The organism is Nocardia seriolae NBRC 15557, from assembly GCF_007990715.1.
GTDB classification, from domain to species: Bacteria; Actinomycetota; Actinomycetes; order Mycobacteriales; family Mycobacteriaceae; genus Nocardia; species Nocardia seriolae.
In genome coordinates, this window is record NZ_BJWY01000053.1 from 1 (window position 1) to 25564 (window position 25564).

Here is a 25564-nt window from a genome sequence, read left to right on the forward strand (position 1 = left end):
TTGTGGTCGAAGCGGCATACTTCATCAATCTAGCGTTCATGGCCTTGTTCGTATTCGCTACTCCAGGTAAGTAGACGTCATCATGTCTCCCAGAACGGATGTGGAGGCCGCGGGGAACTTCCTGGTTCCCAACGGCCCCTTCTTCGCCGAGTTATTGATCTTCCTGATCGTGCTCGCGGTCATCTGGTTCTTCGTGGTTCCGCCCATACGAAAGGTATTGGCGGAGCGGGAGGCACGTGTCGAGGTCACGACGGCGACCGCCAAACAAGCCGGCGAAACCTTCGCCGAGGCCGAGGCGCGCTACGAGACCGCCCTGGAAAAGGCCCGTCAGGAAGCGGCGGACATCCGCAACCAGGCACGGGCCCAGGGACGGGCGATTCTCGAGGAAATGCGCGGCGAGGCACAGAAAGAGGCCGACCAGATCGTGGCCGAGTCCACGGCGCACCTACGCGCCGAGGCCGACCAGGTGGCCGCCGAACTACGCGAAGCCGTCGAACCGCTCGCTCGGGACCTGGCAGGCCGGGTCCTGGGCGGGAACGATCGTGCCCGAACCAGCGCGGGCCAGCAGAGAGGACGGGGGTCTGCATGATCCTCACCGATACCCATCTCGCCGAGGGTATTTACGATATTCGCTTCGATTGGCCCGTCTTCTTCAGTCAGCTTTTCGGCTTCGCGGTCATCGTCTGGTTCTTCGTGAAATACGTTGTGCCACCGGTGAAAAGGATCATGAGCAACGCTCAGCAACAGATCCGGCGGCAGCTCGAGGAGAGCGAGGCGGCGGCCGACCGGCTGGCCGCCGCCAAGGCCGCCTACGACAATGCCGTGGCCGAGGCCCAGGCCGAACTCGAGCGCATGCGCGAGGAGGCCCGTGCCGATGCCGACCGCATCATCGTGCAGATGCGCGAGGCGGCCGCGGCCGAGGTGGAACGGGTGCGCAAGCAGGGCCGCGATCAGATCCTGCAGTACCGCAGGCAGATGATTCGCGACCTGGAGGCCGATCTGGCGGCCGCCATGCTGGCGCTCACCGAGGAGAAGGTGCGCGAACAGCTCGGGTCGCCGCAACATCGGGCCGACAGCATCGACAGGTTCCTCGAGGACCTGGAGGCGCTGGCCAATTCCGGCGAGGCGCGGCGGCAGCCGCAAACCGAGCGGAAGTAACCAGCGCTCGAAAATCGAAGAATCAGGCCGGTTTCCGGCTGGTCAGGCAGTACGGCTGACCAGCCGGATCTGCCATGACAATCCACTGTTTGCCACGCTCGGTGCGGTGTGCGCCCAGTTCCTCGTGCCAGGCCGCGGTGGCCTCGATATCCGTGCAGGCCAGGTCGGGATGTGCCGCGGTGGGGCGGTTTTCGCCGAGGCGTTGCATCAGGAAATCGATGGGGATTTCCGGACGGGCGGACAGTCGGGCGAATTCAGGGAGGCTGCTGGGACGCCACGCCCAGCCGGTGAGGTCGGTCCAGAAGCGGGATTCGATGTCGTAGTCGCTGTCGCCGATGTCCAGGCAGATCTGGTCCAGGCGGCTGCGGTCGCCCGCCGGGCCCGTGACGGCGGGGGCCGGGGTACCGGGAAAGTCGTGGAAGGGCGTGAAGCAGAACGTCATTCCGGCGGGGGAGCGCAGCACCGCGTAGCCGATGCGCTCGGTGAGGATGTAGTCCTCGGCCAGGGTCGCCCCGAGTTCGACGGCGCGATCGGTGGCCGCGGCGACATCGTCGACATCGAGATCCAGGTGCATGCGTGCCGACCCGCCCGGCGCCTCCGAGGCATCGCCGATGACCTGCATCTTCACCGTAGCCGCGCCGAATTCCGGTAGCAGCGTGAGGAATTCGTCGTGTTCCCCGCGTCGCGGCGACAGCGTGGTGCCGGTGACGGCGGTCCAGAACCGCGCGGCGGCGTCGAGTTGTGCGGGGGGACGGTCCAGAAAGGCCCACACCCAGCGAAGCATCATGCTGTCTCCAGGGTCTCGCGCTTGCGGAAGGTTTTGCGGTAGGCGAGCGGGGGCACGCCCAGTTCCACTCGCATATGGTGCCGCAGGGACGCGGAGGTGCCCATGCCCGCGCCGCGCGCCACCTCGTCGATCGGCAGATCGGTGGTCTCGAGCAGGTGCCGGGCGTGCCGGATGCGCTGCTGCAGGATCCACGCGCCCGGTGCCATCCCGGTCTCGGCCTTGAACCGGCGGGTGAAGGTGCGCACGCTCATATGCGCGTGCGCGGCAAGGGAGTTCAGGTCCAGGTCGCGATCCAGATGGTGCAGCGCCCAGCGGCGGGTCGGCGCGGTGCCGTCGCTGCCGGCCTCGGGCACCTGCCGTTCGATGAACTGCGACTGCCCGCCCTCGCGCCACGGCGGCACCACGCAGTAGCGGGCCGCGCGATTGGCGGCGGCGGTGCCGTGATCGGTGCGGATCAGATGCAGGCACAGATCGATGCCCGCGGCCAATCCCGCTGAGGACCAGAGGTTTCCGTCCTCGACGAAGAGCTGGTGCTCGTCGAGCAGGACACTGGGATACAGGGCGCGGAACCGGTCGGCGAACTGCCAGTGGGTGGTGGCCCGGCGGCCGTCCATCAGCCCGGCCGCCGCCAGCACGAACGCGCCGGTGCAGATCGACACCATGCGGGTCCCGGGGCGCACCGTGGCCAGGGCGGCGGCGAGGTCGGGCGGCAGCAGGCCGTCGTGGCGCGGACCGGGGATGCGGGTGCCCGGCACGATCACGGTGTCGGCGCGGGCCAGCAGCTCCGGACCGAATTCGGGGGTGACGGTGTATCCGCCGGTGGCGACCACCGGGCCGGGGTGCACACCACAGGTATGCACGTCGTAGAGCGGGTTGCCGTCCGCGTCGCAGGCCGCGCCCAGCACGACCGGGGGGATCGACATGTCGAATCCGACGGTCGGCTCCAGCACGAGGACGGCCACCAGATGCGGTGCCGGGATGGTGGGGGTCGCCACGATGCTCCCTCCGAAGGTGGCTAGATCTTGACGCATTGTGTCATTCAGGCCACTCGTGTGGAAAGTGGTTTTCGGCCACGCTCGATCGGTGAGTGAACTGAGGGACGATCTCGATCGGCAATCACCGGACGGCGCAACCGCATTGGAGCCGGCGCGCCGGGGAATCCACCCGGCCTGGCTGGTGGCGGTCGTCGGGTTCATCGCGTTGATCGGGGCGGCGGGGTTCCGGTCGGTGCCGGGCGTGCTGATGGATCCGCTGCACGAGGAATTCGGGTGGTCGCACGGCACCATCGGCGCGGCCGTCTCGGTGAATGTGCTGCTGTACGGGCTTATTTCGCCGTTCGCGGCGGCGCTGATGGATCGCTTCGGCATTCGCCGGGTGGTGGCGTGTGCGCTGGTGCTGATCGCGGCGGGCAGTGGGCTGACGGTGTTCATGACGCGGCCGTGGCAGCTCATGGCGACCTGGGGCGTGTTGGTCGGGGTGGGCGTGGGGTCGATGTCCATGCCGTTCGTGGCCACCATTACCGGCCGCTGGTTCGTGAAGCACCGGGGCCTGGTCACCGGTGTGCTCACCGCCGCGGGCGCGACCGGACAGCTGGTCTTTCTGCCGTTGATCGCGAGTCTGGCCCGCGATCACGGCTGGCGCACACCGTCTCTGGTGGTGTCGGTGACCGCGCTGGTGGTGGTGCCGCTGGTGCTGCTGTTCATCCGCGACTTCCCCAGCGATGCCGGAGTCCGCGCCTACGGTGCCGAACCTGGCAGCGAGGTCGGCGTGCGCACCACGGCCGTCGGTGGTGCCTCGCGCGCTGTCACGGTACTGGCCAGGATCGCGCGCAAGCCCGTGTTCTGGCTGCTGGCAGGCGGTTTCGCCATCTGCGGCGCCTCCACCAACGGCCTGATCGGCACCCATTTCGTGAGTGCCGCCCACGACCACGGCATACCCGCGACCACCGCGGCCGGACTGCTGGCCACCGTCGGACTATTCGATGTGATGGGCACCATCGCCTCGGGCTGGCTCACCGACCGCTTCGACTCCCGCTACCTGCTGGTCGCCTACTACTCGCTGCGCGGGCTGTCACTGCTGGCGCTGCCGGTGCTGTTCGGTCCGGATGTGCACCCCAGCATGTGGGCATTCATCATCTTCTACGGCCTGGATTGGATCGCCACCGTCCCGCCCACGGTCGCCCTGTGCCGGGAGAACTTCGGTGCGGACGGACCGGTCGCCTTCGGCTGGGTCTTCGCCTCGCACCAGATCGGGTCGGCTCTGGCCGCCTTCGGCGCGGGCGTGATCCGCGATGTGCAGGGCAGTTACAGCATGGCCTGGTTGATCGCGGGCGGACTGTGCGGACTGGCCGCTCTGTTCTCGTCGGGCATCCGGCATCCGCGGGCCGCGGTGTCGGCGGCGTAGCCGGGCGAAGGGTTGCAGGGGTTTACCCCTGAGAGCCCCCCGAGAGTTGGGATCACCCGTCGATGGCCTTGTGGTTGCCCGATTCCAGCGCCGTCTGATTGTTGCGCCCGTCCCACCGGCTCGGCTCTTCCCTGGTCCGCGGCGGCCGGTCGTTGGCGATCAGCACCGCGATCCACGGCAGCGGGATCGAAACACCGATGATCAGCAGCGATATCCACCAGCTGTGCCACAGCCCGTAGGCCGCCGCCGCGCCGATCAGACACGGAATCCGGAACGACATGATGATGATGTACCGCCGCACCCGCGCCCGATGCTGCTGCTCGAGCGAGGTCTGTGCCTCGGTGATGAGCGCCGGATGCCGCTTCTCCTCACCCGGGAAGTACCCCTGCGGCGGCCGCGGCGGCTTCGGAATCGAACCCGCGGGATGGAATTCGACATCGGGGCGACCCTCGCCGCTGGTGCCTTCGGCCTGGGATTCGCCGTCACGCTGCATACCCCCGAGTCTTCCACTACAGCCCGTCGGACGCACATGCCGTCCCTCCCACCCGCACCCGACCACCCACCCTGGCATCATTGATCAGGTGAGCACAGACACCCTGGTACGCCCCGACGAGACCGTCGACGAGTCCACCGACAACGACACCCCCAAAGTCTTCCACTACGTCAAAAAGAACAAAATCGCCGAATCCGCCGTAATGGGCACCCACGTAGTAGCCCTCTGCGGCGAGGTCTTCCCGGTCACCCGCTCCGCCAAGCCCGGCTCCCCGGTCTGCCCCGACTGCAAGCGCATCTACGAGATGATGAAGAAGGACTGACCATTACCGCTGGTCAGCGGGTTGTCAACTGCTGAACTAGGCACCAAAGTGCCAATTTGGACGGGTTCAGCAGTCGCGATCAACCGCAGCCCAACTCGAGGTCCACCAGGTTCATGCACGGGGATACGTCTCAGCTCAGTCCCAGTCGGCGCAGCGCGCTTTCCAGCACGGAGAAGGTGCGTGCGACTGTGCTCGGGTCCCGCGTGCAGTAGGTGTCGAACCTGGCTTCCTCGACTGTGAACGGATTCCAGTCGATGCCCCGCTGACCCAGCCATGCCCGGACGTCGTCCTGGATCCAGCCGTCCTCGCCGATGCGCGAAAGCACGACCACCCAGCGGTCGGATGCGTGCGTCACCCGGCACAGTATGCCGCAGGGAAATCGAGCCCGCCGATGCGGCTGCTCACGGGCGGGAACTTCAGCCGAGTCGGCGATTCGTGACCTTCGATCCTTGATGATCGCCCGCGAAGGTGTTCTCTCACAGGAGTTCTCGTCCATCGAGGCATGGCTCGGCAGACCCGGCAACATGTGGGAGTACTACCGGGTGCTCGGCCAGCGGGGCCCCGCATGATGCAGGGGAAGACCAAGTGGCCGTGCGGGTCAGAGCAGGAAGTGGCGACTGCTGTTGCGCGTGTCGTGATGTTCGGTGCACGCCGGTTCCGCTTCCCTGGCGTCGGTCCTCGGTCCAGCGGTGGCCCCATGGCACGCTCGCACTATGGACGACCCGATCGCATTCGATCACGAGCGGATGATTCATCTGGATTGCGGCACATATCACTGGGTCAGCCTGAAGGCGTTCCGGATTACGGCCGACCGGCCTGACGCGGACTTGCTCACCGCACTGATCCACCACCCGCAATACCGCGACAGCTATGCCGGCGGAGGTCCTGACGACCAAAGCTCGCCCAGCCTGCACGGGCGCTACCGGCTCGACCACATTTCCGTCGACAGCTTCAACCACCTCAGCCCACAAATCGCCCAACTCTCGCTACGGCAATGGGCCGACCGGGCCAGCGGGACCGTATCCGCCGCCGTTCAAGACGAATTGGACCGGTGGGTGTACCCACTGCTGACAGACGGTGCCCTGTTCGAACTTCCCAGTCTGGGCCAGGATGCCGAACACGACTGGGGCTGGGTTGTGGGAGCTGTCAGTGGTTTTCACGAGATCGTCGCCATCGACCGACTCGGCCTCGTCATGACACTTGTCGTTGCCGCGGACGACTGACGCCCCGGCGCCTTCAATTTCCGGACGCTTCCCGCGCTGATCGAACCGGCCTGCGCGGCCGGCCTCAATCAATGAGCTGCCGGAGGGGCACCGGGCGGTGTCGCGTTCTTACAATCGCGGGCGGCGTAGGCGTTGCAGACTGGGCTGACAGCAATGTTGTTGCGGAGAGGAAAAACCCATGGCAGTTGCGACGCTGAAGATGCTCACCCTGGACAGTGCCGATGCGCGGCGAGATGCGGAGTTCTGGGCGGCCGCGCTCGGTTGGAAGATTGCCCACGTGCAGGACGAGTACGCCATGCTTACTGGTCCAGACCACGCGCTCGGATTCGGCACGGTCCCGGATTATCAGCCGCCCACCTGGCCGAACGAGAATGGAACCAAGCAGTTCCATCTGGATTTGGCGGTCGAAGACCTCGAGGTGGCCAGTAAGCAACTGGTCGAGCTGGGCGCTACGGTGCCGGAGTTTCAACCGGGCGAGAGCTGGCGGGTGCTGCTCGATCCGAGCGGCCACCCGTTCTGTCTCACACTCGCTGCCAATTGGGGCTAGCTGACCGGTCCGGCCATATCTGACTGAGTATCCGAGAATGCCGTCGACCGAGCGACCGAAGGCACCTCCAGGATCGCCCAACCCGTCCAAGCAGCTGCCACGCACTCGTGTCGAAAGTGTCTGCACCCACCCAAAACTACGTCCTCGCGGCGTTCATGGCCTCGGCCACACGACATCTCAAACGTCCTGCACCGATTCCAGTGTGTTAGAGGGACTGTCGTCGAGGTGGTCTCGGAGCTTCCAGGCGGATTGGTGTGGCCTTACAGATATCGAGGCGCGCGCATGATGTCGGATACGGTGCGTAGCAATGCGACTACCGCGTCCACGCCACGTTCGGGCCTGGCGCTGTGATCGGCGAACATCAGGGGTTCCGGGCTGCTGGTGATCAGTCGCTGGGTGCGATATGCCTCGAATCCGAAGAGGAAAGCGATCGTGTCCTCGGTCAGAGGATCGCGAAAATGGCTGTTGATACGCAGGGTTCCGGGTTCAGGGACGATGATCACGTCATCGTCGACCACGCGCCGGAGCACGGCATCGATGACACTGCCGTACAAGGCCCATTGGGGGCCTTTCAGATCCAATGCCTTGGCCCATGGCAGGATTGAACCCCGCCGTAGCGCCGCCGTTGTGAGCTCGTCGACCACCCACGTTGCTGCCCCATCGGTACACCCTCGATATCGACGGCGACGGCAAGACTGACGCAACGTTCGCCGCCGTGAGCGGCCTCGAGCTCGGTGTCGATACGATCGAGTACAAGGATGAATTCGGCAACCGGTTTCAGATGCCCGGCCAGCGGCAATCCGTCAATTTGACCCTCAGGCGTGGGCTGCTTCCCGCGGACAGCCCGCTCTACGAGTGGCTCAATACGGTCGCGCTGAACGTGGTGGAGAAGCGGGACTGCACGATCAGCCTGACAGACGAGTCCGGTGAAACACCTCTCGTGACGTGGACCGTCAGCGATGCCTTCCCGGTCAAGTTGACCGTGCCGAACCTCGACTCCAGTACCAACGAAGTCACGGTCGAGGAAGTCTCGCTTCTCGGTAGCAGTGTCAAAGTGGAATTCAGCTGAGGTCAGCGGAGACGCGTCGCGATGATCGCCTTTTGCGTCTCCGCGCATCCCTGCGCCTGGTTCACCAACGCGCTGTCATGCCGCGACGCTGGTGTTCGAAGTGGTCGGCTGAGACGGCTGAAGGTCAACGGGCCGAGATCATCTCGTCCTCTGGACTTGTTAGATTGCAGGACAATGACTTCAGAGAATGCGGCGACAGGATCTGATCCTGCAGGTGGGGTGGCCGCTACGGTCCGCGCGGTGGTCGATCGTGTAGTCGCCGACGGACTGCGGCGTGGGTCAATGGTTGGGGCGTCTGATTCGCAGATCGACGGGTGGGCGAATGCGCAGAATGTGTCGATCGTTCCTGTTGCTGTCCGAGAGGTGTTGCGCTTGATCGGTATGCAGAGCAGCCTCTGGCTGAGTGGAAGCTTGTTCGGGGTGAAATCCCTGGGACCTGGATCCAAGCGCGCGGCATTGGCCACGCTGCGAGCGTTCGGTGATTCGATGGCCGACTCCAGCGGAATGTTGGTCCTGGTCGATCACCAGTCCTACCTGTTCTATGCGATCGACGGCGCGGACCTGAACGAACTCGACCCGCCGGTATGGGCTATCAGCGAGGGTGGGTTCGCGGAGCAGGGCTGGCCCTCGGTGACGGATTGGCTCGACGCGATCGCACCGGATGTGGCCCGCACTCGTGAACGGCTGGCGTTTCAGCGAGAGCAAGGCTGGTGGATCGATCCAGCCTGGTCCCCGCACATCGAATTGGATTGATGGCCTGCGCAGTCGGGGAACATCCGAAACTGCCTGATCGCTCGATTCGGGACAGCCGCGGTACCGGTCGATGGGATGGTCGAAAGCAGGCACTCGCTGCTTCGCGGCCATGGCATTGATTTCGGAATCTGTTGCACCGTAGAGACTCTCGGGTCGTAGCCCTTCGGTTACAGGCTGTCTGAAGATCCGCTCGATCCGTTCGTTCACATCCTCATCGCATGCCACAGCATCGTATCATGCCGGTGACGGGCGAAGGATGCGCGCTATGCCGCACGCCGCGCTGACCGAGCCGGGCGGAGATCAGACCGGGAGGTTGAAAGGTACGGCGCGGAGGGCGGTTTCGGCGATGGCTCGCAGGGCGGAGTGGTCGGTGCCGTCGCGGGCGCGCTGGGACATGCCCTGGATGACGGCGCTGATGTATTCGGCGAGGGCGTGCGGGTCGGTGTCGGGATAGAGGTGGCGGGTGGCGGTCAGGCGGGCGGCGAGTTCGGCGACGTTGGCATTGCGCATGGCGCGCAGGCGGTCGGCGATGTGCTGGTTGGCGGAGCCCACGGTGAGGGCGCTGGTGATGATGAGACAGCCGCCGGGACAGTTCTCGGGGGCGTAGGCATCGGCGGCGTCGAGCAGCAGTCGGCGGATGAGGGTGGGGGAGTCGGGGGATTCGTCGAAGGCGCGGCGCACGAAGTCGCCGCGGGTGGCGTTGTAGTGGTCGACGGCGGCCAAGAAGATCTGTTCCTTGCCGCCGAACGCCGCGTAGAGGCTGGGCGCGTTGATACCCAGTTCCTTGGTGAGCTGAGTGATCGACGTGCCTTCGTAGCCGTGTCGCCAGAAGGTGAGCATCGCGGTGTCGAGCGCGTGGCCGTAGTCGAACTTGCGGCCCTGCCCAGGCACTCCGGTCACGAGGGCTCCTCTCACGCGTGCAGGCACGTGACCGACGTCACGGGATTGCGCCCGATTCTACTCGTGTAGCGATCGCTATATGAATGTAGGATCCGATATCGGGGGAGTTCCAAGCCTCTCGCACCGCCCGGAGTGCCGCGGGCGGTGCGGGCGCCGCCGATGTCGCCTGCGCGGTTGATCGAAGAATCCAGGATTGCTCTGCCGGAAGGGGTTCCACCATGCGAAGTACAGCGTCACTGAAAAACGGTCTCAGCCATAGTCTTTCGGTCCAGCCCAGGTGGACCGTGGAGTCGGTCAAGCAGATCAGGTACCACGTGATCGCGGCGAGCGAGCTGTTCGCGCCCGGGAGTACCGCCCTGCTCGACGGGTGTCCCGACGCACCGCTCACCCCGGGCGACCGTCGCCTGGTGATCATCGACTCGAATGTCGCCCGCCTGTACGGCGATCGGATCGCCGAATGGTTCGCCGCCAACGATGTCGAGGTGACCTTCGTGCCGGTCCGCGCCGACGAGACGGTCAAGGATTGGCGCACGGTCACCGCCGTCGTCGACATGATGAACGAATTCGGCATCGACCGCCGCCGGGAGCCGGTCATCGCCATCGGCGGCGGTGTGCTGCTCGATGTCGTCGGTTTCGCCGCCAGCCTCTACCGCCGCGGCACGCCCTACATCCGCATTCCGACCACGCTGATCGGCCTGGTCGACGCGGGCGTCGGGGTGAAGACCGGGGTGCACTACGCACAGGGCAAGAACCGCCTGGGCACCTATGCCCCGGCCATCGCGACCTTCGTGGACCGCTCGTTCCTGCGTACGCTCGACGAACGTCACCTGGCCAACGGCCTCGCCGAGATACTCAAGGTCGCGCTGATCAAGTCGGCCGAACTGTTCGAGCTCCTGGAACGCTACGGCTCCCGGCTGATCGCCGACCGATTCCAGGGCGGCACCAAGGAACTGGACCACGTCGCGGATCAGATAGTCGCCGAGGCCATCCACCTCATGCTCGAGGAATTACAGCCGAACCTGTGGGAAATGTGCCTGGAGCGCTGTGTCGACTACGGCCACACCTTCAGTCCCACCGTGGAGATCGCCGCGCTGCCCGCCCTGTTGCACGGTGAGGCGGTCTGCGTGGACATGGCGCTGACCAGCGTCCTCGGCTTCCGTCGCGGCGACGTGGCCGGCGCCGAACTGGATCGCATCCTGTCGGTCATGACGGACCTGGGTCTGCCCATCTGGAACGAAATCCTCACGCGCCCTGGAATTCTCGACAACGCGCTGGAGGACACCGTGCGCCACCGGGACGGGCAGCAGCGGCTGCCGCTACCGCTGGGCATCGGTCGTCACCGTTTCGTCAACGACGTCACCTCGAACGAATTGTCCACCGGCCTCGACTATCTCGGCGCGACCGCAGCGCGGATGTCGATGCCGATCGCGGATGCGGGGTAGCCATGCGCTGGGAGAACCTCTACGTCGAGGGCTTCGGCTCCTACCTACCGGCCGAGCGCGAGTTCGCCGCGGACATGGTGGCCGCCGGGCGCTACGACGACACCGAATATCAGAAGACGCGCCAGGTTTCGGCCGCGGTGGCCAGGCCCGAGCGCGGTGAGACCGCCCCGGAACTGGCCGTGCGGGCAGCGCGCGCCGCGTTGGCCGATGCCGCCGTCGACCCGGCCGAGATCGACGTCCTGGTGCACGCGGTGGTCCTGCACAATGGCCTGGAAGCCTGGAATTGCGGTGCCTACCTGCAGGATCAGCTGGAGATCAGCGATTGCGTCCCGATCGAGATCCGCACCGCCTGCGCCGGCGGCGTGCTCGGGATGGAGTTGGTCGGGCGCTGGTGCGCCGGCCGGGGCAAGGGGCTGGTGACCGCGTCGGACGCCTGGCAGCTGCCGCTGTTCGACCGCTGGTCCTCCGACAGCGGACTGGTCTACGGCGACGGTGGCGGCGCGGCCGTGCTCGGGCACGCGGGCGGCCCGTTCCGGGTGCTGTCCACCTCGGTGGTGAGCGACCCGAAACTCGAACGCATGCACCGGGGTTCGTCCTCGATGGCGATGCCGCAGTATTCCGCGCCGGGCCCGATCGATCTGCGCGCCCGCGTCGCTCATTTCGCGCAGACCCGCGGCGTCGACGAGTTCTGGGCCCGCAACAGCGCCGCCCTGTCGCGATGTGCCGAAGTGGCGCTGGCGGATTCGGACAGCGAGCACGCCGACATCCACACCTGGATCCTGCCCAATTTCGGCACAGTCCTGCTGCGCAAGCAGTGCCTGGAGCCGTTGAAGCTGCATCCGGACCAGACGCTGGCCGCCCGCGGCCTCGAACTGGGCCACACCGGCGCGGCCGATCCGTTCATCGGCCTGGACCAGGTGCGCCGCTCGGGCGTGCTGTCACCGGGAGATCGATTGCTGCTCACCGGAATCGGAGTCGGATTCACCTGGGGCTGCACCGTGCTCGAGTACACGGGCGGCGGAAACGAGAACAACCATGGCCACTGAAACGACAACCACGGCCACCGAAAGCACGGCCGCGCCCGCGTCGCGGGTGAACGCCGACGCCGCGATCCTGTGGATGCTGCTCGCGGTCTTCGGCGTCGGCACCGTCGAATACCTGGTAGCCGGTGTGCTGCAGGACATTTCGAGCAGCGTAGGGGTCAGTGACGCGACCGCGGGCCTGCTGGTGACCATCTACGCGGTCACCGTCATGATCGGCGGCCCGCTGCTGACCATCGCGACCAGCCGGGTCTCGCGCACCCCGTTGATCATCGGTTCGATGGTGGTGTTCGTGCTCGGCAATATCGGTACCGCGCTGGCCCCGAACTTCGCCACCCTGGTGGTGTTCCGGATCATCACCGCGCTACCGCACGCCACCTTCTTCGCGCTGTGCCTGGTGCTGGCCACCTCGCTGGTGCCGCCGGAGTTCCAGGGCCGGGTGATCGCCCGGGTCGCGCTGGGCCTGAATCTGGCCACGGTGCTGGGTGTTCCGCTGGGGACGCTGATCGGCGATCAGCTGGGCTGGCGCTGGTCGTTCGCGATCGTCGCGATCTTCCAGACGCTGGTCGCCGTCGGCTTGGTGCTGGCCACCCGCGCCGCGCCGTCGCATCCGGCGGGGGACATCTCCGCCGAGCTGAAGGTCTTCACCAAGGCTCCGGTGCTGTGGGCGCTGGGCCTGACCGCGCTGAGCCAGGCGGCGTTGTTCGTGCTGTTCACCTATATCGCCCCGTTCCTGACCGACCGGGCGGGCTTCTCCGGCTCCTCGGTGACGGTCTTGCTGTTCGTTTTCGGCATCGGTTCGGTGGTCGGCAATCAGCTCGGCGGGCACTTCGCGGACAAGTCGATCGACAAGACGCTCTACGTCGCGCTGACCGCGCTGGTGCTGGCATTGCTGTTGCTCGGTGTGCTGGGCGATCAGCGCTGGTTCGTCGCGCCGTGGCTGTTCGTGGTCGGCGCGGCCGGGTTCTCGATCATTCCGCCGCTGGCCTCCAAGCTCATCGGGGCAGCCAGCGAGGCCCCGCATCTGGCGGCGACGGTGAACATCGCCGGTTTCCAGCTGGCCAATGCCGCGGGCGCGTGGATCGGTTCGGCGACCCTGGCCGCGGGCGCATCGGTGTCGGTGCTGCCGTATGCGGGCGCGCTGCTCGGCGTCATCGGCCTGGCCCTGCTCGCGGTGAGCGTGCGCGGCCTTCGACCCGCACCGGCCGCCGTGCCGGTGCCGGCCGAGTGATGGGGATGCGGGCGGCCGTCATCAAGGGGCCGAATACCGCTGCGGTCGTGCGTCTTCCGCATCCCGAACCCGGCCCCTCGGAGGTGCTGGTCGGGGTCGACTACGTGGGCCTGTGCGGTACCGATCTCGAATTGCTGCACGGCACTTCGCAATACCTCACCGACGGCCGCTCGGCGTTCCCACACCGTTTCGGACACGAATGGGTCGGTACGGTGCGCGCGGTCGGCGAGCAGGTGACCGATCTGGCCCCCGGCGCCGTGGTCACCGGCTGCACCATGCTGTGCTGCCAGTCCTGTCGCGCCTGCGCGTCCGGCCGTCGCAATCTGTGCTCGGCACTCAAGGAGGTGGGACTCTACGGCTGGGCGGGCGCGGCGGCGGAACTGCTCGTCATGCCCAGGCCCGCGGTGGTGTCGCTGGGCGGCGGGCACTCGCAGCCCGCGCACGTGCTGATCGAGCCGCTGGTGACGGTGCTGGAGGCGCTCGAGGTCGCGACCCTGGCGCCCGGCGACGAGGTGCTGGTGACGGGTGCGGGGACCATCGGAAGTCTGGCGGTCGCGGTACTGTCGCGCTATCCGGTGCTGGTGGACGTGGTCGAACCCGGCCCCAATATCGGGCATCTGCCGGTGGATTCGTATCGCAAGCGGTTCACCGGGATCGATCAGGTCACCGGCCGCTACGACGTGGTGTTCGAATGCTCCGGCGCGCCGGGCGTTCTCGGTGCGGCGATGCGGCTGTTGCACGCGGGTGGACAGTGCCTGGTGGTCGGCGTCTCGCCGAGCCCGGAGGAGGTCGATCCGGGATTGCTTGCCCTGCACGGTATCCGGATCTCCGGCGTGCGGCACGGCGTCGACCATTACGCGCGTGCGGTCGCCCTGTTCGGTGAGCTGCACGACAGTCTGGCCGCGCTGATCGACGAGGTCGTCCCGCTCGCCGAGGTTGGGCGGGCCTTCGATCGGCTGGCCGCGCGCCGGGACCGGCCCAAGGTCGTCCTGGGCATCGCCGAGAGGAGTCAGCGGTGAGCGCGCCCGGAACCGCGTTGATCACCGGCGCGAGCAGCGGTATCGGCCGGGCCACGGCGACGGCGCTGGCCGCCCGCGGCCACCGGCTGCTGCTGGGATTCTCCGCGGGCGGCGACCGAATCGGCAGTGTGGCAAGAGATCTCACCCTCCGGTTCGGTGTCGACTGTGTCCCGGTCCGCATCGACCTGCGCGACCCGGACGCGGCGCTGGACACCTGCCTGGCCGCCGTGGAAGCGGCCGGGGACGTGAGCTGCCTGGTCAACAACGCGGGCATCAACGACCGCACTCCGGCCGCCGAGCTCCCGCTGGATCGGATGCGGGAAGTGTTCGCCGTCAATGCTTTCGCCCCCATCGCGCTGGCCTCCGCCGTCGGCGCGCGGATGATCGGGGCGGGGGTGCGGGGCAGCATCGTGAACGTCACCTCCATCCACGAGTCGGTGCCGATCACCGGTGGCGCGCTGTACTGCGCGGGCAAGGCCGCGCTCGGCATGGCGACCAAGGTGCTGGCCCTCGAGTTCGCCGCGCACGGCATCCGTGTCAATGCGGTGGCCCCCGGTGAGACCGCCACCGCCATGAACGGCGTGACCGATGAGACCCGCTATCACGCCATCGCCCGCCCGGCCATTCCGCTGGGCCGCCCGGGCAGCGTCGGCGAGATCGCCGGTCTCATCGCCTTTCTCACCGGCCCCGAGGCCAGCTATATCACCGGCGTCACCGTGACCGCCGACGGCGGCCTCGGTCTCACCGCGGCCGAGGCCAACGCGCGCTGGGCGGGGTACGGGAGTGAACCATCGACGGAGAGGAGAATCGGATGAGGGCGGCGATCATCGAGCGTAAGGGCGAGCCCGAGGTGCTGCGGATCGGTGACGTACCGGAACCGGAACTCGGGGCGGGGGAGATCCGGGTGCGGGTCGCGGCCGCGGCCGTGAACCCGGTGGATCTCAAGACCCGCTCGGGCTTCTTGCCCATCGACATCGCTTTCCCCGGCGTGCTCGGCTGGGATGTGGCCGGGGTCGTCGCAGAAATCGGTGCGGGCGCAACCGGTTTCGCGGTCGGCGATCCGGTCGTGGGCATGGTCGCCCAGCCGGTGCGGCGGTACGGCACCTACGCCGAGACGGTCGCCGCGCCCGCATCGGTGTTCGCGCCCGCGCCCACGGGCATCGCGCTGGTGGAGGCGGCGGCGCTGCCGCTGGGTGGCCTCACCGCGGCGCAGACCCTGGAGAAACTGACCCTGCCGCAGGAATCGCCGGTCCTGGTGACCGGTGCGGCGGGCTCGGTGGGCCGGATCGCGGTGCAGCTGTTGCTGTCTCGCGGCCACCGGGTCGACGGCCTGGCCCGCGCGAGCGACCGCGTCGATCTGGGTGCCCTCGGCGTCGGCCGGGTGTTCACTTCGCTCACCGAACTACCCATGGCCGCCTACACCGCCGTGGTGGACACCGCGGGTCTGGCCGCCGCGATCGGGGCGGTGCGCGACGGCGGACAGTTCGTGGCGATCGACGACAACCAGCAGCCCGAGCCGCAGCGCGGCATCGTGCCGCGCAAGAGCTATGTGAACGAGGACGGCGCCCAGCTCGCCGAGCTCGCCGCGGCGGTGAGCGCCGGTGAGCTGTGGCTGCCGGTCGGCCGCCGCTACCCCCTGCACGATGCCGCCCTCGCGCACAAGGAATTCGGCGCGGGCGGCCTGCGCGGAAAGGTTCTGCTGATCCCATGACCGCTGATCCCAGGCACCGCATCGGAATCACCGCTCCCGACGTCGACACCGCGGTGCGCTTCCTGAGCGCGCTGGTCGGCCCCGGCTCGGTCGATCCGGCCACCGCTACCATCCGATTCGAGCCGGGAATCGAAGTGGCGCTGCACGGTTCGAACGACGAGCCGCCGCCGCGCGTGGTGGATATCGGCACCAATCACCTCTGCCTGCGGGTGGACGATATCGACGCGGCCGCCGCTCATCTGGACCGGCTGCCCGGTGTGGAGGTGCTCGGCGACATCATCACCGTCCCGGACGGGCCCATCCGCGGCAATCGCTGGATCTACTTCCGCTCGCCCTGGGGAACGCTGTTCGAATTGCAGCAATGGCCGGAGGTGCCGGGGTATTTCGGCGACACTGCGGAGCGCCTGTTCCACGGGCAGCGGCCGCCCGCCGACGGGGTGCTGCCCGGCCTGCTCGGCCTCGACCACAGCGGCTACAGCGTCGCCGATCTGGACGGCGCGATCGATTACCTGGTGCGCGCGCACGACGGCCGGGAGGTGCTGCGCACCGAGATCGAGGCCGGGCGCGAATTCATGCTCGCCCAGTTCGGCCTCGATGTGGCGGGCACTTCCCGGATGGCCATGGTCGCGGTCGGCGCGCTGAATCTCGAACTGTTCCAGCACGATGTCGGCGTCCAGCAGCCGCCGCGCCCGCTGACCCGGCACGGCGGCAACTACCTCGCGCTCGGCGCCGAGGGCCCGATCTCGCCCGTCGATCTCGGGTTGCTCCCGCGAGCGGTGGTGTCCGAATGAAGTACGGCGTCAACCTGCCCAATTTCGGCCCTCAGATGACCCCGGAGGGCATGCTGTGCTGGACCCGGGAGGCCGAACGCGTCGGATTCGACAGCGTCCTGGTCTCCGACCACGTCGCGCTCACCGATGACGCGAACCGCCGCTCGCCCGCGCCGTTCTTCGAGAGCCTGTCGACTCTGGCCTGGCTGGCCGGGCAGACCGCCACCGTGCGGCTGGGCACCGGCGTGCTCATCGGCAGCCACCGGCATCCGATCGATCTGGCGCACACCACCGCGACCATCGACGCGCTCAGCGGCGGACGGCTCATCGTCGGCGTCGGAGTCGGCTGGGCCCGTGCGGCTTTCGACGTTCTGGGCGTCCCGTTCGAACAGCGTGGGCGGATCACCGATCAGGTGCTGGAGACCTTGGTGGCGGCCTGGTCCGCGCCCAGTATCGAATACCCCGGCGCCCGGTCGATCCGGCGCGTGCACACCGAACCGCGCCCGGTGCAGCAGCCGCATCCGCCGCTGTGGATCGGCGGCAACGGCCCGCCTGCCATCGAGCGGGTCAACCGGTTCGGCACCGCCTGGCATCCGCTGCACCCGAACCGGGCGACCTGCCGGCACGGCGTGCGGAACCTGAAGCCGGACACGCTGTTCGCGCCCCGGGTCTTCTTCCTGCCGACCGCCGAGACCGTTGCCGAGGCGGGCCGTCCGCTCGGATACGGTGCGCCCCATCAGATTCGCGAGGACATGGAGTTCCTGCGCGAGCTCGGCGCCGACACCGTGGTGCTGGACACCGATCCCGGTGATCAGCGGCTGCGCCGCCACTGGCGGGAGGACGTGCGACTGGTTCGGCTCGCCGCTGAGATCCTGGAGATCGCATGAGCGGATCGATCACCACCCTGTCGGCGGCCGGGCTGCTGTTCGACATGGACGGCACCCTCGTCGATTCGGCCGTCGCGATCGACGCCGTCTGGGCGAGTTTCGCGCGGCGGCACGGGATTTCACCCGGTCTGGTGCGCACCGTCCTACCCGGCCGGACCGCCCGCGACATCATCACGACGGTGCTGCCGGACCTCGGCGACGTGGGGGCCGAACTGGCCTGGATCACCGCGCGCGAGGAGGCCGTGGCCGAGGAGATCCGCGAGATCAGCGGTGCACGAATGCTTTTGGGCGTGCTGCCCGCCCACCGCTGGGCGGTGGTCACCTCCGCCTCGCGGGCCATGGCGCGGCGTCGGCTCGCGCTGGCCGGGCTGCCGCTGCCGCAGGTGCTGGTCGGCGCCGAGGACGTCCGGGTCGGCAAACCCGATCCGGAGGGGTTTCGCAAGGCCGCGGGTCTGCTCGGTCTCGATATCGAGAACTGCCTGGTGTTCGAGGATTCCGTGCCCGGGCTGGAGGCGGCGGCGCGTTCGGGCGCCATTCCGGTAGCGGTCGGCGAGGCCGCGGCGGTCGTCCGGATTCCGGATCTGTCGGGTGTGGTGGTCCGGCGCGACGGTGACCGGCTCACCGTGGAGTTGCACCGGTGACCGCCGGGACCCTGACCCGCCCGCAGGTCGCCATCGATCTGGGTGGGACGTGGCTGCGCCTGCGTATCGACGGCGAGCTGGTCCGGATGGCCGCGCCGAGCGTGCTGAACCGCCCCGGTGCGGACCCGGCCGATCTCATCGTGGACCTGGTCGAAACCCTCTGCGCCGCAATCCCGGCCGATGCGATGGTCGCCATGTCCTGCGGCGCCGCCATGGACGAGGAACGCGGGCTCGTGCACGGTTCGGGGCCGCTGTGGGGCGGTGCGCTGCCCGAACCGGTGCTGCTCGCCGACCTGCTGCGGGATCGTCGCCCCGACGTCGGATGGCGGGTGATCAACGACGTCACGGCGGGATTGGCCAGCTTCACCGCACGTTTCGCGGAACCGGGCGACCGCCGGATCGCCTATCTGACCATCAGCAGCGGAATCGCCATGCGGGTCGCCGATCTCGGTGAACGATCGGTGCCCGTCGACGCCCACGGCCTGCAGGGCGAGATCGGGCATCTGCGGGCGGTGACCTCGATGCCGGAGGCGCTGCGCGAACTGCGGTGCGACTGCGACGCATCGGGGCACATCTCCGCCATCTCCGCCGGTCCCGCGCTCGCGCCGGTGATCGCGGCGCTGGGAATCACCGACGAGTCGCTGCCCGATCGGCTGGCCGAACGGGTCCGCGCCGGCGATCCGACCGCGCGCCTGGTGCTCAGAGCGGTGGTCGAACCCATCGCCGAGGTGATCCGCGTGGTGCGCTGCGTCGATCCGCGCATCGACCGTTTCGGGCTCGGCGGCGGTTACGTCGAGGGGCTCGGTGCGGTCTATCGCGAGGAGCTCGGCCGGCAGTTGCGCGCGGCCCGGTCCTACGCCGACAACGGGTACGGCCCGGGCTGGTTCGACGAGCACGTCCGGGTGTGCCTGCCCGGTGACATCGACACCCTCGACGGTGCGGCGGCGATCGCGCGCGGCGCACTCGTGGTGACCAAGAACTGAGAGGACGGCATGACCGCGACGCATCGGGCCATCGTGCGCGACGGGGCGACCTGTGTGCTGGCCACCCGTCCGACCCCGGTACCCGGTCGCGGGGAGATCGCCGTGGCTCCCGAGCGAGTGAGCCTGTGCGGCACCGATATTCAGATCCTGCGTCGCGACCGGGACGATCCGGCCGCTGTCGTCGGGCACGAGGGCGCGGCCCGGGTGGCGGCGGTCGGGGACGGCGTGGAGGGGTTCGCGGTCGGGGATCGGGTGGTCGTCAACCCCACCCATCCGCATGATCCCGCCTTTCTGCTGGGCCATAACGTGGAGGGGCTGTTCCAGGAGCGGGTGGTTATCGGTGCGTCGGCGGTGTCCGGCGGTCTGGTCGGGCTGCTGCCCCCGCAACTGTCGCCGGAGCGTGCCACCCTGGTCGAACCGTTCGCCGTGGTGCGGTACGCCCTGAGCTGCCTGGCCGCCGCCACCCCCGACACACTGGTCGTCTACGGCGACGGCCTGATCGGGAACCTGGCCGCACTGCTCGCCCCGCATTTTCTCGGGCCCGGGGTGCGGGTCACGGTCGTGCATCGCGGGGAGCCGGGCTTCGACTGGACCGCGAAGCACGTCCCCGGAGTCGTCAATGTCCTTGCGGCGGAGGATGATACAGCGGCGGGCGAGCGTGTTGCGGCGCTGGTCGCCACCCATCGCCCCGGTACTATCGCGGCGATCGAAGCCGCTCTCACCGGCTATGGCTCCCGCCTGGTGGCCCTGCATCCGCTCGGTGGGCTGGCGTCCGACGCCCGCTCGGCGCTGCTGCCGGGCATCGATCTGCCGGGGGTGCGTCAGGCGAATACCGGCGGCCCGTGGCCGCCGGTATCGGTCACCTACACCGGCCGCGGCCATCGCCTCACCCTGACCGGAAATCGGGGCGTCACCACCGCCGCGCTCACCGCAGCTGCCGAAACCCTCAGCGCCTGGCCGGATTCCATCGACGTGCTGCTCAGTCACGTGGTCGGCATGTCCGAGGGGGTGCGCTACATCAACGAGATCATCACCACCGGAACGCGAATCGTCGACGGCGAACTCGTCCTGCGCCTGGTCGTGAACCCATCCTCCTGACAGGTCCCGCGGGCCCTCGCGGAGAATGCCTGAGTTCCGAGCTTCTCGAGCTGGTCTTGATCTGGCGTGGACCGCTGCGTTAGGTTGCGTAAACCAATCGGTCTACAGGGGTTCGGGTATCGGAGCCCGGCCGTGTCCTCGGGGCCGGAAGGTCACACCCGAAGGAGTGGATCATGTCCGGCAAGCTCGTAGACCAGTCCTGGCGTCGGCCGACTCTGATCGCGACGCTGATCGCAGCGTTCGTGACCCAGAATTCGATTGCCCTGCCCTATGTGCGGCGCAAGGGGCCGAAGTCGGCGCTCGATTTCTTCGTCGGCGACATCTACAAAACCGTGCCCGGCCGCTTCGCGATGGTCGACCTTATCTTCGTGGTCCTCGGGTTTCACCTGTGGGCCTTCGCCGAGTCCCGTCGGCTCGGCATCATGCGCTGGTGGGCGGCCTCGTTCGCGCTGACCTTCACGGTCGGGATCGCGACCGCCATCCCGTTCTTCCTGCTCGCCCGCGACTTCACCGTGGACAAAGCCGCCGCGTAGCGTTCAGGCCCAGGGGAGTTCGGCGCGGGTGCGCCAGAAGGATTCGGCTGGTTCGGCGAGTGGGGTGAGGGCGGCGAGGTCGTCCGGGGTGAGGGCGAGCCGGGCCGCGGTGAGGTTCGAGGTGAGCTGGTCCAGGGTCGCCGCGCCGGAGAGGACGATGTCGGCCCAGGGTTGGGCGGCGGCCGCCGCCAGGGCCAGCGCGTCACTGGTGGTGCCGAGACGGTCGGCGGCAGCGCGCAGGGCGGCGGTGTCGGGACCGGTGGCGTTGCGGTCGGCGAGGCGGCCGTTGGCCATGGCCTCCTTCACCACGACCAGCCAGCCGGCCGAATGAGCTTCGGCCAGTGCCGGTCCCGCCGACGGATCGAGCAGATTCCAGGTGGATTGGACGGCGGCGAACAGGGGTCGGCCGTCCACGGTGATGTCGAGTGCCGCGCGCACGGTCTGAGACTGGGCGGGGCCGCTGGTCGAGAGTCCGACGCGGACGCCTTCCGCGGCCAGCGCCGCCAGTCGTGCGTGCAGGTCGGCATCGGTCAGGGCCGGGCTGTCGGGGGTGACCGAGTGGATCAGGTAGACGTCCAGGTGCTTGCCCAATCGGGCTCGGGTTTCCTGAATTTGGCGGTCGAACACGGCGACCGCGTGTTCTTTGACCTCGTGCACGGGCACCCCGGATGCCCGCCAGTCCGCGGTGTAGGTGTAGCCCCATTTGCTGCCGACCGTCGCCTCGGCGGCGATTTCGGGCCGGGCCGCCAGCCATTCGCCGACGAATTCCTCGGCCCGGCCATAGGAGCGGGCGGTGTCGAAGTATCGGACCCCGGCCGCCCAGGCGGCATCGAGCAGCGCGTGCGTGCGGGTGCGCAGGGCCGCCACCGTGCGGTCGGCGGGCAGGTCGAGGTCACGGCCGAGCGTGATGTAGCCGGGCCGCCCGACCGCCGCCGTCCCCAAGCCGAAGCGTGTGACTGGGTCGGTGACGGGGCCGGGAGCGCGGGAGTCGGACATGACAAGAGCGTTTCACGACGATCGGCCCCGGCGTTCGGGGGCCCCGATCGCGGCCGCTATCGGAAGGGAATGGGGTCACCGCTCAGGGTGGGCTTGGTGTCGAATCGCATGATCGTCCGGTCGGGGAGGGTGCTCGGAATCCAGTCGGACAGCTGGGGATTGCCGGTGCGGATGAAGTCGATCCAGGCCGAGTGCATGGTGTCGGCGAGGTCGCCGAAGTCCGCGCCCGCCACGAAGGGCGAGTTCGACCAGTTGGCGGGGTTGTCGAAGGTGAAGGGCAGATCGAGGCAGTGGGTCGCGCCGAGCCTGCCGCCGTGGGCCGGGGTGCGGTAGTCGAATTGGTAGGCCCACACGGGACGGCCGCGAGCGGCGCGGGCGTCTACCAGGTTCATGGCCGGGACACGGAAGAGATCGTCTCCGATGAGCTGGATCATCAGGTCCGCGGGCCGGGCAACGGGGTGGGCGTTCGCATAGGCGGTGTAGGCGTCGCGGGCCCGGTCGCCGAAGGTTTCGGCGAAGCGGGCCCGGGCCTGCTCGGGCGTGATCGCCGCGTACATCGGGTGGAAGGCGAATCCGAAGGTCGCCTCGTCGGCCGTCCATCCGATCAGGATGTCCTTGTCGGTGACGTCGACCAGGGCCTCGACGGGATGCCTGCGCACGGTGACGCCGTCGAGCACCGGCAGATACGGTGTCGGCCAGTAGCCGAAACGAAGGAAGGCACCGGCCATTTCGGGCAGGGAGGCGTTCGGGCGGGAGTCCGCGCAGTTCGTCGATGCTGTCGACCCCGGCGGCCCGCCTGGCGGAAAGCTGGTTTCGCCGAGTTCGCGGACCGGGACTGCGCGCCCGGCGAGAACGACGAGGAATCCATCGCCCTGCTGTCTGAGATCTTCGCCGACGTGCTCGACGGCCACGCGGTGCAGGCCAACAACTCCCGCTGGATCAACTTCACCACCGTTCGCAATACCCGCTGGCGGCACGGCAATATCGTGCTTGTCGGCGATGCCGCGCACACCGCACACTTCTCCATCGGCTCCGGCACCAAACTGGCCATGGAGGACGCGCTCGCACTGGCCGGGTGCCTGCACGAAAACGCCACGGTCACAGCCGGACTCGAAGCCTACGAGGCCGAGCGGCGACCGGTGGTGGAGTCGGTGCAGCGCGCCGCGCAGGCCAGCCTGGAATGGTTCGAGTCGATCGCGCAGTACACCGACCAGCATCCGGACCAGTTCGCGTTCAACCTGCTCACCCGCAGCCGCCGCATCACCTACGACAACCTGCGCCTGCGCGACGACGACTTCGTCGACACCATGGACGGCTGGTATCTCTCGGCGCAGCACGAGACCGCGGGTGCGGCCGACACCCGGCCGCCCATGTTCTATCCGTTGCGGCTCAAGGGCATCACGCTGCCGAATCGGATCCTGGTCTCGCCCATGGACATGTATTCGGCGATCGACGGCATGCCGACCGACTTCCATCTGGTCCATCTGGGCAGCAAGGCCCTGGGTGGGGCCGGACTGGTGATGACCGAAATGGCCTGTGTCTCTCCCGAGGCCCGGATCACGCCGGGTTGTGCCGGGCTCTACACCGGCGAGCAGGAACGGGCGTGGGGCCGGATCGTGGATTTCGTGCACTCCGGCACCAACTCGAAAATCTGTGTCCAGCTGGGCCATTCGGGACGCAAGGGTGCCACCAAGGTGATGTGGGAGGGCATCGACGACCCGCTGGAGGACGGCGGCTGGGAGACCGTGGCCCCCTCGCCCGTCCCCTACGGGCCCGAGAGCCGCACGCCCAGGGAGATCACTGTCGCGGAAATGGACGAGATCACCGCGCAGTTCACCACCGCCGCACAGGCCGCCGCCCGCGCCGGATTCGATCTGCTCGAATTGCATTGCGCGCACGGCTATCTGCTGTCGTCGTTCCTGTCGCCACTGGCCAACCAGCGCACCGACGAATATGGCGGCACCCTGGCAAACCGGTTGCGCTTCCCGCTGCGGGTGTTCGACGCCGTCAAGGCGGTCTGGCCCGCGGATCGCCCACTGTCGGTTCGCATCTCGGCCACCGACTGGGCCGACGGTGGCGCCACCCTCGATGATGCGGTCGCCATCGCCCGGGCCTTCGCCGAGCACGGCGTCGATGTGCTGCACGTGTCGTCCGGGCAGGTCGTCAAGCACGAGACCCCGGCCTTCGGGCGCAGCTACCAGACACCGTTCGCGGACCGGATCCGTCAGGAAGTGGGTGTGCCCCACGGTGTCCGGGTGATCGCGGTGGGCGCGATCTCCTCCTACGGCGACGTCAACTCGGTGCTGCTGGCGGGCCGCGCCGACTTGGTCGCGCTGGGCCGCGCACATCTGTGGGATCCCCAGTGGACGCTGCACGCGGCCGTCGAGCAGGGGTATCGGGGGGAGGCCGCCGAATGGCCCGCTCCGTTCCGGGCGGGCAATCGCAAACCGCCCACCGGCCGCACCGACGGGCCGCCGCCGCGACTGCACCTGGTGCGCCGCGCTGGAACCGCCGGGGCCGGTGCGCGCCGCTGGCGGCCGTCGCGGGCCATCGCGAGTTGATCGGCACCGAAACCCTTGACTCCCTTCCCGATTGGATGACCCGATGACGACCCGGACCCTGCCGACCTCCGCGATCTTCACCGCGGCCGCGACCCTGACACCGGCCGAGCCGCAGCACTTCGACCTCGCCTTCGACGCGACCACCCAGCCGTGCCCCTGGCCCAAGGCGTACGGCGGCGACCTGGTGGCGCAGGCCGCGGTGGCGGCCATGCGGTCGGTGACCGACGGCAAGACGCTGGACTCGATGCAGAGCTATTTCCTGCGCCCCCGCCGATATCGGCGCGACGATCCGCTACGAGGTCGAAGTGCTGCGCGACGGCCGCGGCTACAGCACCCGGCAGGTCCGCGCGTACCAGAACGGGAAGCCGATCTATGTCTGCCTGGCCAACTTCGCGGCCGGTGAGCCGGGCGGAACCTTCCTCGCTGAACCCGACTCGACGGTCCCGGATCCCGAGGGGCTGCCCGGTGCGGGGGAGTACCTCCTCGATCGCAGCGGCGGGTCGATGACCGATGAGTCCAAGGAGTACTGGTCCGCGGGACGCGGTTTCGACATGCGCCACGTCCCCGGCCCGGTGTACCTGCACATCGACGGCGAGCCGGTACCGCACCAGGCGGTGTGGGTGAAACCGTTCGACGCGCTGCGGGCAGTCGATGGATTGACCGATGCTCAGCGCGATCTCGCGGCACTGGCCTACGTGTGCGACTACACGATTCTCGAGCCCGTGCTGCGTGTCCTGGGCCGCCCCTGGGCCGAGCCCGGACTGGTCACCGCGAGCCTCGACCACGCCATGTGGTTTCACCGCCCGATCGTGTTCGACGACTGGCTGCTCTACGTGCAAGAGGCGGTCGCCGCCGACTCCGGGCGCGGCCTCGGCCTCGGCCGCTTCTTCACCCGCGACCGTCGTCACGTCGCAACCGTCCTGCAGGAAGGCATGATTCGCCCCGCCTGACCCCGCCCCCGGCCGGATTTGGCTTCGCCGCGCCGACCTCACATATG

Annotated in this window: 31 protein-coding genes and 1 pseudogene; 24 read left to right on the forward strand and 8 right to left on the reverse strand. The window is 68.2% G+C overall.

Annotated elements, in window-relative coordinates:
• From NS2_RS17480 to NS2_RS17490, 3 genes and pseudogenes are all read left to right on the forward strand, one after another.
• A pseudogene (locus tag NS2_RS17480) lies at window positions 1-74 on the forward strand (F0F1 ATP synthase subunit C); the annotation flags it as partial.
• Between the two features lie 8 nt (window positions 75-82).
• Entirely contained in the window at window positions 83-589 is a 507-nt protein-coding gene (locus tag NS2_RS17485) for a F0F1 ATP synthase subunit B (protein ID WP_033088558.1), read from the forward strand.
• A complete protein-coding gene (locus tag NS2_RS17490; protein ID WP_052086589.1) occupies window positions 586-1158 on the forward strand; it encodes a F0F1 ATP synthase subunit B family protein in 573 nt (190 codons plus the stop codon). The genes NS2_RS17485 and NS2_RS17490 overlap by 4 nt, the downstream gene beginning before the upstream one ends.
• A gap of 22 nt (window positions 1159-1180) precedes the next feature.
• On the opposite strand, the gene NS2_RS17495 is transcribed toward NS2_RS17490, so the two are convergent.
• A complete protein-coding gene (locus NS2_RS17495) occupies window positions 1181-1945 on the reverse strand; it encodes a VOC family protein (RefSeq protein ID WP_228102870.1) in 765 nt (254 codons plus the stop codon).
• Window positions 1942-2868 (reverse strand): GlxA family transcriptional regulator, encoded by a 927-nt coding sequence (locus NS2_RS17500; RefSeq protein ID WP_045438110.1) that lies wholly within the window; start codon window positions 2866-2868, stop codon window positions 1942-1944. The genes NS2_RS17495 and NS2_RS17500 overlap by 4 nt, the downstream gene beginning before the upstream one ends.
• Window positions 2869-3037: 169 nt before the next feature.
• On the opposite strand from NS2_RS17500, the gene NS2_RS17505 reads away from it, so the two are divergent.
• Window positions 3038-4348 carry an MFS transporter gene (locus tag NS2_RS17505; protein ID WP_071812338.1) on the forward strand — a complete coding sequence of 437 codons (1311 nt, stop codon included), beginning with the start codon at window positions 3038-3040 and terminating at the stop codon, window positions 4346-4348.
• A gap of 52 nt (window positions 4349-4400) precedes the next feature.
• On the opposite strand, the gene NS2_RS17510 is transcribed toward NS2_RS17505, so the two are convergent.
• Window positions 4401-4841 (reverse strand): DUF3099 domain-containing protein, encoded by a 441-nt coding sequence (locus NS2_RS17510; protein ID WP_033088557.1) that lies wholly within the window; start codon window positions 4839-4841, stop codon window positions 4401-4403.
• Window positions 4842-4929: 88 nt separating this feature from the next.
• On the opposite strand from NS2_RS17510, the gene NS2_RS17515 reads away from it, so the two are divergent.
• Window positions 4930-5163, forward strand: a complete 234-nt coding sequence (locus tag NS2_RS17515; RefSeq protein ID WP_033088556.1) for a DUF3039 domain-containing protein — start codon at window positions 4930-4932, stop codon at window positions 5161-5163.
• Window positions 5164-5293: 130 nt separating this feature from the next.
• Here the strand turns inward: NS2_RS17515 and NS2_RS17520 are convergent, their stop codons facing one another.
• Window positions 5294-5518, reverse strand: a complete 225-nt coding sequence (locus tag NS2_RS17520) for a hypothetical protein (RefSeq protein WP_033088555.1) — start codon at window positions 5516-5518, stop codon at window positions 5294-5296.
• 358 nt (window positions 5519-5876) lie between these two features.
• Here NS2_RS17520 and NS2_RS17530 point away from each other — a divergent pair, with 358 nt between their 5' ends.
• Both NS2_RS17530 and NS2_RS17535 read left to right on the forward strand, forming a co-directional pair.
• Window positions 5877-6386: a hypothetical protein gene (locus tag NS2_RS17530; protein ID WP_045438102.1), complete on the forward strand. Its 510-nt coding sequence runs from the start codon at window positions 5877-5879 to the stop codon at window positions 6384-6386.
• Window positions 6387-6564: 178 nt separating this feature from the next.
• Window positions 6565-6933 carry a VOC family protein gene (locus NS2_RS17535; protein WP_033088554.1) on the forward strand — a complete coding sequence of 123 codons (369 nt, stop codon included), beginning with the start codon at window positions 6565-6567 and terminating at the stop codon, window positions 6931-6933.
• A 260-nt stretch (window positions 6934-7193) separates the two neighbouring features.
• Here NS2_RS17535 and NS2_RS17540 read toward each other — a convergent pair whose 3' ends face one another.
• A complete protein-coding gene (locus NS2_RS17540; protein ID WP_062614338.1) occupies window positions 7194-7577 on the reverse strand; it encodes a hypothetical protein in 384 nt (127 codons plus the stop codon).
• A 5-nt stretch (window positions 7578-7582) separates the two neighbouring features.
• On the opposite strand from NS2_RS17540, the gene NS2_RS17545 reads away from it, so the two are divergent.
• Together NS2_RS17545 and NS2_RS17550 are read left to right on the forward strand one after the other, a co-directional pair.
• A complete protein-coding gene (locus NS2_RS17545) occupies window positions 7583-8002 on the forward strand; it encodes a phage tail protein (RefSeq protein ID WP_045438100.1) in 420 nt (139 codons plus the stop codon).
• Between the two features lie 240 nt (window positions 8003-8242).
• On the forward strand, window positions 8243-8755 hold the full coding sequence (locus NS2_RS17550) for a hypothetical protein (protein ID WP_143837425.1): 513 nt from the start codon (window positions 8243-8245) through the stop codon (window positions 8753-8755).
• A gap of 300 nt (window positions 8756-9055) precedes the next feature.
• Here NS2_RS17550 and NS2_RS17555 read toward each other — a convergent pair whose 3' ends face one another.
• On the reverse strand, window positions 9056-9655 hold the full coding sequence (locus NS2_RS17555) for a TetR/AcrR family transcriptional regulator (protein ID WP_033088551.1): 600 nt from the start codon (window positions 9653-9655) through the stop codon (window positions 9056-9058).
• Between the two features lie 284 nt (window positions 9656-9939).
• Here NS2_RS17555 and NS2_RS17560 point away from each other — a divergent pair, with 284 nt between their 5' ends.
• The 12 genes from NS2_RS17560 (at window position 9940) to NS2_RS17615 (ending at window position 21010) form a co-directional block, all read left to right on the forward strand.
• Entirely contained in the window at window positions 9940-11097 is a 1158-nt protein-coding gene (locus NS2_RS17560; protein ID WP_261772287.1) for a sedoheptulose 7-phosphate cyclase, read from the forward strand.
• 2 nt (window positions 11098-11099) lie between these two features.
• Window positions 11100-12143, forward strand: coding sequence for a ketoacyl-ACP synthase III family protein (locus tag NS2_RS17565; RefSeq protein ID WP_033088550.1), 1044 nt, complete (start codon window positions 11100-11102; stop codon window positions 12141-12143).
• The gene (locus NS2_RS17570; RefSeq protein ID WP_045438095.1) at window positions 12133-13368 is read left to right on the forward strand and encodes an MFS transporter; all 1236 of its coding nucleotides are present in this window, start codon (window positions 12133-12135) and stop codon (window positions 13366-13368) included. The genes NS2_RS17565 and NS2_RS17570 overlap by 11 nt, the downstream gene beginning before the upstream one ends.
• Window positions 13368-14387, forward strand: coding sequence for a zinc-dependent alcohol dehydrogenase (locus tag NS2_RS17575; RefSeq protein ID WP_228102869.1), 1020 nt, complete (start codon window positions 13368-13370; stop codon window positions 14385-14387). The genes NS2_RS17570 and NS2_RS17575 overlap by 1 nt, the downstream gene beginning before the upstream one ends.
• Window positions 14384-15202: an SDR family oxidoreductase gene (locus tag NS2_RS17580; RefSeq protein WP_045438093.1), complete on the forward strand. Its 819-nt coding sequence runs from the start codon at window positions 14384-14386 to the stop codon at window positions 15200-15202. Before NS2_RS17575 ends, NS2_RS17580 begins: the two co-directional genes overlap by 4 nt.
• A complete protein-coding gene (locus NS2_RS17585; protein WP_033088549.1) occupies window positions 15199-16098 on the forward strand; it encodes an NADP-dependent oxidoreductase in 900 nt (299 codons plus the stop codon). The genes NS2_RS17580 and NS2_RS17585 overlap by 4 nt, the downstream gene beginning before the upstream one ends.
• Window positions 16095-16889, forward strand: coding sequence for a VOC family protein (locus NS2_RS17590; RefSeq protein WP_052086586.1), 795 nt, complete (start codon window positions 16095-16097; stop codon window positions 16887-16889). Before NS2_RS17585 ends, NS2_RS17590 begins: the two co-directional genes overlap by 4 nt.
• A complete protein-coding gene (locus tag NS2_RS17595; protein WP_033088548.1) occupies window positions 16886-17755 on the forward strand; it encodes a TIGR03619 family F420-dependent LLM class oxidoreductase in 870 nt (289 codons plus the stop codon). The genes NS2_RS17590 and NS2_RS17595 overlap by 4 nt, the downstream gene beginning before the upstream one ends.
• Window positions 17752-18396 (forward strand): HAD-IA family hydrolase, encoded by a 645-nt coding sequence (locus NS2_RS17600; protein ID WP_033088547.1) that lies wholly within the window; start codon window positions 17752-17754, stop codon window positions 18394-18396. Before NS2_RS17595 ends, NS2_RS17600 begins: the two co-directional genes overlap by 4 nt.
• Window positions 18393-19379, forward strand: a complete 987-nt coding sequence (locus NS2_RS17605; protein ID WP_228102868.1) for an ROK family protein — start codon at window positions 18393-18395, stop codon at window positions 19377-19379. Before NS2_RS17600 ends, NS2_RS17605 begins: the two co-directional genes overlap by 4 nt.
• Window positions 19380-19388: 9 nt before the next feature.
• Window positions 19389-20477, forward strand: a complete 1089-nt coding sequence (locus NS2_RS17610) for an alcohol dehydrogenase catalytic domain-containing protein (protein WP_033088546.1) — start codon at window positions 19389-19391, stop codon at window positions 20475-20477.
• Window positions 20478-20650: 173 nt separating this feature from the next.
• Complete coding sequence (locus NS2_RS17615) at window positions 20651-21010, forward strand: DUF2834 domain-containing protein (protein ID WP_033088545.1); 360 nt, start codon at window positions 20651-20653, stop codon at window positions 21008-21010.
• 3 nt (window positions 21011-21013) lie between these two features.
• On the opposite strand, the gene NS2_RS17620 is transcribed toward NS2_RS17615, so the two are convergent.
• Together NS2_RS17620 and NS2_RS17625 are read right to left on the reverse strand one after the other, a co-directional pair.
• Entirely contained in the window at window positions 21014-22006 is a 993-nt protein-coding gene (locus tag NS2_RS17620) for an aldo/keto reductase (RefSeq protein WP_033088544.1), read from the reverse strand.
• A 56-nt stretch (window positions 22007-22062) separates the two neighbouring features.
• Complete coding sequence (locus NS2_RS17625; RefSeq protein ID WP_231992913.1) at window positions 22063-22917, reverse strand: carboxylesterase family protein; 855 nt, start codon at window positions 22915-22917, stop codon at window positions 22063-22065.
• Here NS2_RS17625 and NS2_RS17630 point away from each other — a divergent pair.
• The 3 genes from NS2_RS17630 to NS2_RS17635 are packed head-to-tail and all read left to right on the forward strand — an operon-like array spanning window position 22903 to window position 25517.
• A complete protein-coding gene (locus NS2_RS17630; protein ID WP_231992912.1) occupies window positions 22903-24567 on the forward strand; it encodes an oxidoreductase in 1665 nt (554 codons plus the stop codon). The genes NS2_RS17625 and NS2_RS17630 overlap by 15 nt on opposite strands.
• A 43-nt stretch (window positions 24568-24610) precedes the next feature.
• A complete protein-coding gene (locus NS2_RS37570; RefSeq protein WP_228102866.1) occupies window positions 24611-24970 on the forward strand; it encodes a hotdog family protein in 360 nt (119 codons plus the stop codon).
• Window positions 24873-25517 (forward strand): acyl-CoA thioesterase, encoded by a 645-nt coding sequence (locus tag NS2_RS17635; RefSeq protein ID WP_231992911.1) that lies wholly within the window; start codon window positions 24873-24875, stop codon window positions 25515-25517. The genes NS2_RS37570 and NS2_RS17635 overlap by 98 nt, the downstream gene beginning before the upstream one ends.
• Window positions 25518-25564 lie beyond the last annotated feature (47 nt).